A 604-nucleotide genomic window follows, 5' to 3' on the forward strand; every position below is an offset into this window, starting at 1 on the left:
TACTAGTGCTTTTAACGAAACAGCAAATAATAGATTAAATATTGGACACCAGTCAGGTTTTCATCAAATTTGGATGCAAAAAAAGCACGTATCAAACGTGCTTTTTAGAGGTCACTGCTGAAATTAGCTTTTGAATAACCGTAATTTTAACTTTGACTACCCTAGTTTTACGAGAATGCCCTCTCGTCGATAATGCAAAACGATCAAAGCTAAAATAACAGTGAAAACAATTAACTAGCGGCTGGTAATCTGTGGTTTGTTTCTAACAGGTGACTTGCTGACGCGTGGCGTGCTTTGTCACTATTACCTGCCATGATTGCTTCATAAATCTGGCGGTGTTCGTTAATACAAGTACTTCCCTCTTCAGAAGAGTGAGAAATAAAGTTAACAAACATGGTCGTTAAGATGTTACCAAATGGAAGATAGAAGTCGTTACCTGTTGCATTGAAGATCAGGCTATGGAACTTCATGTCGATATCTAGCCAACGCTCTTGATCAAGCGTTTCTTCGCTAGAAATTTCTACCATTTGTTGGAAAATACCAGACAGCTCAATGCGTTGTTCTGCACTCGCGAACTGAGCAGCTAAAGCACACGCTTCTGGTT

At 39.4% G+C, this 604-nt stretch carries 1 protein-coding gene; it reads right to left on the reverse strand.

Annotation, left to right across the window (positions count from 1 at the left end):
• Positions 1-230: 230 nt before the first annotated feature.
• The coding region (locus tag AB4486_RS27340) for a FadR/GntR family transcriptional regulator (protein WP_372119927.1) at positions 231-604 on the reverse strand (374 nt) is incomplete at its 5' end.

It is taken from the genome of Vibrio sp. 10N.222.55.C6 (genome assembly GCF_041473395.1).
GTDB lineage: Bacteria > Pseudomonadota > Gammaproteobacteria > Enterobacterales > Vibrionaceae > Vibrio > Vibrio crassostreae_C.